General features: G+C 37.0%; 4 protein-coding genes. 2 read left to right on the forward strand and 2 right to left on the reverse strand.

What is annotated here, in order from left to right:
- Positions 1-204 precede the first annotated feature (204 nt).
- Together AB1397_03875 and AB1397_03880 are read left to right on the forward strand one after the other, a co-directional pair.
- Complete coding sequence (locus tag AB1397_03875) at positions 205-1,362, forward strand: FIST N-terminal domain-containing protein (protein MEW6482120.1); 1,158 nt, start codon at positions 205-207, stop codon at positions 1,360-1,362.
- Positions 1,362-2,546, forward strand: coding sequence for an ATP-binding protein (locus tag AB1397_03880; protein MEW6482121.1), 1,185 nt, complete (start codon positions 1,362-1,364; stop codon positions 2,544-2,546). The genes AB1397_03875 and AB1397_03880 overlap by 1 nt, the downstream gene beginning before the upstream one ends.
- A 233-nt stretch (positions 2,547-2,779) precedes the next feature.
- Here the strand turns inward: AB1397_03880 and aspS are convergent, their stop codons facing one another.
- Positions 2,780-4,495: an aspartate--tRNA ligase gene (aspS, locus tag AB1397_03885; protein ID MEW6482122.1), complete on the reverse strand. Its 1,716-nt coding sequence runs from the start codon at positions 4,493-4,495 to the stop codon at positions 2,780-2,782.
- Between the two features lie 135 nt (positions 4,496-4,630).
- Complete coding sequence (gene hemA / locus AB1397_03890) at positions 4,631-5,623, reverse strand: glutamyl-tRNA reductase (protein ID MEW6482123.1); 993 nt, start codon at positions 5,621-5,623, stop codon at positions 4,631-4,633.
- Between the last annotated feature and the right edge of the window lie 55 nt (positions 5,624-5,678).

Consider the following 5,678-nt stretch of genomic DNA (forward strand, 5'->3'; position numbering starts at 1 on the left):
GAAAGAGAAATGTTAAATTTTGAGGGAGATTTTTTAATCACGAATGAAACGAATAACAGAAAGCGAATGGCAGCGAATGATTCGAATATTCGCTTAAATTCGCTATCATTTAAGCAATTCGTTTTTATAAACAATTCGTTTCTCCCTCTTTAATGAGGAAGCTTAAACACATATTAAGGAGACTAAACACATACATTATTTTATATGGAAATTGCAATTGGAATAGGAGAGGAAAAACAGGGATTTGAGGCAGGAAAAGAGGCAGCGAAACAGGCTTTTAAGAAAATAGCAAAGCCAAATCTTGTTATCCTTTTTTCCTCAGTCTCGCTTAATATTCCTGATGTTTTAAGGGGAGTAAGGGAAATATTTAAAGATTGTCAAATTATTGGCTGTTCATCTTCAAAGGAGATAGCATTTGACAGGGTTTTGGATAACTCTTGCGTTTTAATGGCTATTTCCTCTTCCCTTACCATAAAAACTGGGGTAGGAAGGGATTTTTCAAAGGATGCAAGAAAAGCAGGGGAGGAATTGGCAAATAGCCTTATAGAAGGAGTTAAGGAGCCAAGAGGGACACTTTTTCTTTTTTCTGATGGTGTATCGGGAAATGGAACCCAGATGGTTAAAGGCATCTATAATGTTTTAGGGCCTTATGTTCATCTACTTGGTGGTGCAGCAGGTGATAACTGCCAATTTCTTAAAACCTATCAAATTATAAATGATGAGGTATTGACAGATTCTATTGTAGCAGCCTTGCTTCTTTCAGATACCCCAATAGCTGGTGTTGGAATAAAGCATGGATTTACTCCTTATGGAGATCCTATGGTAATAACAAAGGCGGAAGGAAATAGAATTTATCAGTTAGATGGAAAGCCTGCTTTTGATGCCTATATTTCCCATTTTAAGTTTAAGGAGAAAATAGAGCCAATAGATTTTAGAAAAATTGAGGAAACGCATACCCATCCATTGGGTTCGCCACAGATGGGTGAGGAATACCTAATAAGACACTTTGTTTGTGCAAACCCTGATAGGTCAATTGTCTGTTCAGCAGAGCTTCCAGAAAATTCTGTGGTCAGGGTAATGAAGGCAACAAAGAATTCCTTAATTTCCTCTGCATCTTTTGCTTCCAAAGAAGCCCTTGCTTCTTTAAAGGGTAAAAAGGCAAAGGCTGTCCTTATATTTAATTGCATCTCAAGGGTTTGGATATTAAATGATGAAGCAGGGAAAGAAATAGATGAAGTAAAAAAGGTCTTTGGAGAAGATGTCCCCCTTTTTGGCTTCTATACCTTTGGAGAGATAGGCCAATTAAAAGAGGGCCCACCTTTATTTCACAATAAAAGCATTGTTGTTTGTGCCATTATTTAATGAAAAGCCTTGAGGAAAAGCTAAAACATCTTTCAATTCTATATTCAGTTGCCGCAAGTATAGGTGCTACAACCTCATCTAATGAGGTTTTAAAGGTTGTTCTGGATGAGGCAATTGAGTTTTTAAGGGCAGAAATAGGGGTTATTTTGCTGCTAAATGAGGAAAAAAATATATTTTTTATTAAGGAAAAAATAGGCTTAAAAATGGAGGGTGAAATAAGCAATGATGAATGGCTGATAAAAGAGATAGTAAATAAAGAGGAGCCCATAATTACATCAAAAGAAACCCCTATTTTCTTACCATACAAACCAAAAACAATAATTGCCTTTCCTGTAAGGGTAAAGAATGATATAAAGGCTATTCTTTTATTGGGAAAGATCAGTTCCTCAAAAATCAGCAGGGAGGAGAAATGGATTTTAACCATTATGGTCAACAGGCTGGGCGTTGCCTTAGAAACATCAGGGCTTTATAAAGAGCTTAAAGAGGTAAGGGATGAGCTTATTGAAAAGGAGCGTCTTGCTACCCTTGCCCAGATTGCCCAGGAAGCCGCACATGAGATAAGAAATCCCCTGAATGTAATAAAGGCTGGGATGTATCTTTTAGACAAAAGGTTTAAAAGCGATGCCTGGTTTAAAGAAAAGATCAATCGGATGGAGGAGGCGGCAAATAGGGTAGAAAAATATATTGAAGAGCTTTTAGGCCTCTCAAGGCTCCCTATATTTGAAATAAAGGATGTAGACATAAACAAGATAGTTAATGAGGCTTTGATAGAATTTGGTATAGATAGGCTTTTTGAAATAGAGGTAGTAAAAAATTTAGAAAATATTCCTATTATAAAGGGAGACCCTGATAGATTAAGGGATGCCTTTGTTAATGTGATTAGAAATTCCTACGAGGCAATAGACCACAGGGGAAAAATAGAATTTACCACAAAACCCCTTGATTTTGGGGTTGAAATAGAGGTCTCTGATACAGGGTGTGGAATAAACGAAGAACATATAAAAGATGTATTTAATCCATTCTTTACCACAAAGAGAAAGGGAACAGGGTTGGGTCTTGCTATTGTAAAGAGGATAATCGATGCACATAAGGGAGAAATAAGAATAGAGAGCAAAAAAGGGGTTGGAACAAGATTTATTATCTTTCTTCCCTACAATAGTCGTACGTGTTTAGCTAATGCTTAATCTATCCTAAACTTAGGAAAGAAGATATGGAAAATTCTAAATACATAAGCACGAAATTCTAAACAAATTCAAAGCACAAAATCCAAATGACCAAAACAATGGCCGATGTTTTTGGATTTTGAACATTTGGATTTTGATATTGTTTAGGATTTTGAATTTAGAATTTATTAAAGATTGATACTTTTTATGTTGGAGCTAAACACATACCAATAGTCTAACCGCTAAACATATACCTAAATCCTAATCCCCAATTCCTTTAATTGCTCCTTTGATACCTTAAATGGTGCATCGGTTAATGGGCAAACACCAGCCTGGGTCTTTGGAAAGGCAATAACATCGCGGATTGACCCTGCATTTACCATAAGCATAAGAAGCCTATCAAGGCCAAGGGCAATACCACCGTGTGGCGGTGCACCATAGGATAAAGCCTCTAAAAGGAATGAGAATTCCTTTTCTGCCTCTTCTTTTATCCCAAGGCTTTTAAATGCCATCCTTTGAATATCTGGTTTATGGATTCTTAAAGAGCCGCCACCTATCTCGCATCCATTCAAGACAAGGTCATAAGCCCTTGCCCTTATTTTTTCACAATTGGATGAAAACAGGGGAAAATCAGCCTCAAAGGGTAAGGTAAATGGGTGATGGGAGGGTTTAAGATTGCCATCCTTATCCTTTTCAAAAAGGGGTGGCTCAATTATCCATAAAAAATTAAAGCCTGGCTCTGGCTTTCCAAATTTAAGCCTTAAAGCTGCTAAAGTATCGCAAACAACCCTTTCTTTATCTGCTACAATAAGGATGAAAGAAGAATCCTTTGCTTGAAATACCTCTCCTACCCTTTTAAGCTCATCCTCCTTAAAAAACTTGGCAATTGGCGAGGATAAAGAATCCCCTTCTACCTTAAACCAGCAAAGGCCAGATGCTCCAAATCCCTTTGCAAATTCAATAAGCTCGTCAATCTCTTTCCTTGAAAGATTATATCCAGCTACATTTATCCCCCTTATTGCCTCTTTTTCTTTAAATATTTTAAAATCCGAGGATGAAAGGAAAGAAAGGTCTTTTATTTTAAGCTCAAACCTTGTGTCTGGCTTATCGCTTCCGTATTCAAGCATTGCATCCCTATATTTTAGCCTGGGAAATGGTGTTTTTATAGGCTTTTTTAAAACATTCTCAAATATGTCCTTTATCAAGCCCTCAATTACATTATAAATATCCTCCTCGCTAATAAAAGATGCCTCAAGATCAAGCTGGGTGAATTCTGGTTGCCTATCTGCCCTTAAATCCTCATCCCTAAAGCACCTTGCAATTTGAAAATATTTCTCAAATCCAGCCACCATAAGGATTTGCTTGAATAATTGGGGAGATTGTGGCAAGGCATAGAATGAACCCAGAGAGAGCCTTGATGGAACAAGGAAATCCCTTGCTCCCTCGGGTGTGCTTTTTATAAGGTGTGGTGTCTCTATTTCAAAAAAGCCGTTCTTGCTCAAAAAATCCCTTATCCTTTGATAAACCTCAGATTTTAAAATGATATTCTTTTGCATAAAATCCCTCCTTAGGTCAAGGTATCTATACTTTAGCCTTAATTCCTCCTTTACCTCAGAATATTCAGCAATTTCAAAGGGAGGGGTCTTTGCTTCATTAAGGATTTCAAGGCCTAAGACAATTACCTCTATTTCTCCTGTTTTTAAATGGGGGTTTTCAGAGCCTTTTGGCCTCCTGGAAACCCTTCCGCTTACCTTAATTACCCATTCATTCCTTAAGCTATGGGCTTTAATATGGGAGGCTCCATCTATTTCTGGATTAAAGACAAGCTGGATAATTCCAGAGATATCCCTTAGGTCTATAAAGATTAAGCCACCGTGATCCCTCCTTTTATTCACCCAGCCACAAAGGGTAACATCCAAGCCTACATCCTCAAGGCTTAATTCTGTATTTTTATGTGTTCGGTAAATCATTTTTATAGTATGCCTAGAGCTTGGCAAAAAGTAAACAATGGCTTCGCTTTCCCTTATGATTTAAGATTTATGATTTATTTAACATTTTTTAGTTTATTAGTTCTCTTGTCATAAGGTGCGTAGATTACATAAATTCTAACCCCTAAACCCTAAATTCATAATGGATTGTATTTCTTGTTTAATTATTGCCTCTGCCTTTTTTCTTCCGTATTCTCTTGTTTTAAGGGTCTTATTTATAACCTCTTGAAAAGAGTCAAGATTATAAAGAAAAACACCTGGAGCCCTTCCTATATTTGGCTCGATATCCCTTGGAATAGCAAGGTCAATTAAAACCAAAGGGTTTTTCCTTTTCTCTGGAATATCTTTTATGATATAATGGGGTGATGATGTTTGCGAAATAAGAAGATCACATTCAGACAGTTTTTCAAAGCAATCCTTAAGATGTAGGGCAATTCCATTAAATCTTTTTGCTAATTCATCTGCCCTTTTAAAGGTTCTACTTCCCACAAAAATGGTTTTTACACCCTTATCAACCAGGTGCTTTAGGGTTACTGAAGATATTTTTCCTGCTCCAATGACGATTGTTGTTTTATCCCTTAAATCCCCTAATTTCTCAGAGGCTATGCGGCAGGCAATAGATGGGATTGAGTAATTCCCCTTTGCAATATCTGTCTCTGTCCTTATCCTTTTTGCTACTCTGAATGAATGTTGAAATATGGTATTTATTGTTTTGCCTGTTGTTTTATTTTCACAAGCAATCCTGTAGGCACTTTTAAGCTGACCAAGGACTTCCACCTCGCCAATCACCATTGAATCCAACGATCCTGCAACCCTAAAGAGATGCTTTAATGCCTCTGCTTGGGAAAAAAAATAAAATCGCTCTAAAAGGCTTAAGTCTATTTTAAAGAAGCCTTTTATATAATCCGTAAGCCTCTCCCTTAAGCTATTCCTTGAATCTGCTACATAAACCTCTGTCCTGTTACAGGTTGAAAGAAGGACAATTTCCTCAAATGCCCTTTTTGCAAATCTTAAGCCATCTTTAAGGGAAGAAGAATTTAGGGCTACCATTTCCCTTAATTCCCCTTTGGCTACTTTATGATTTATTCCCAAAACAGCAAAGATTTTCATCCTAAAATCTAAACTCAAGGGTTCTCACAAAAACCATAGTCAATATCAGAGATTC

The organism is bacterium (assembly GCA_040756715.1).
GTDB lineage: Bacteria > UBA9089 > UBA9088 > UBA9088 > UBA9088 > JBFLYE01.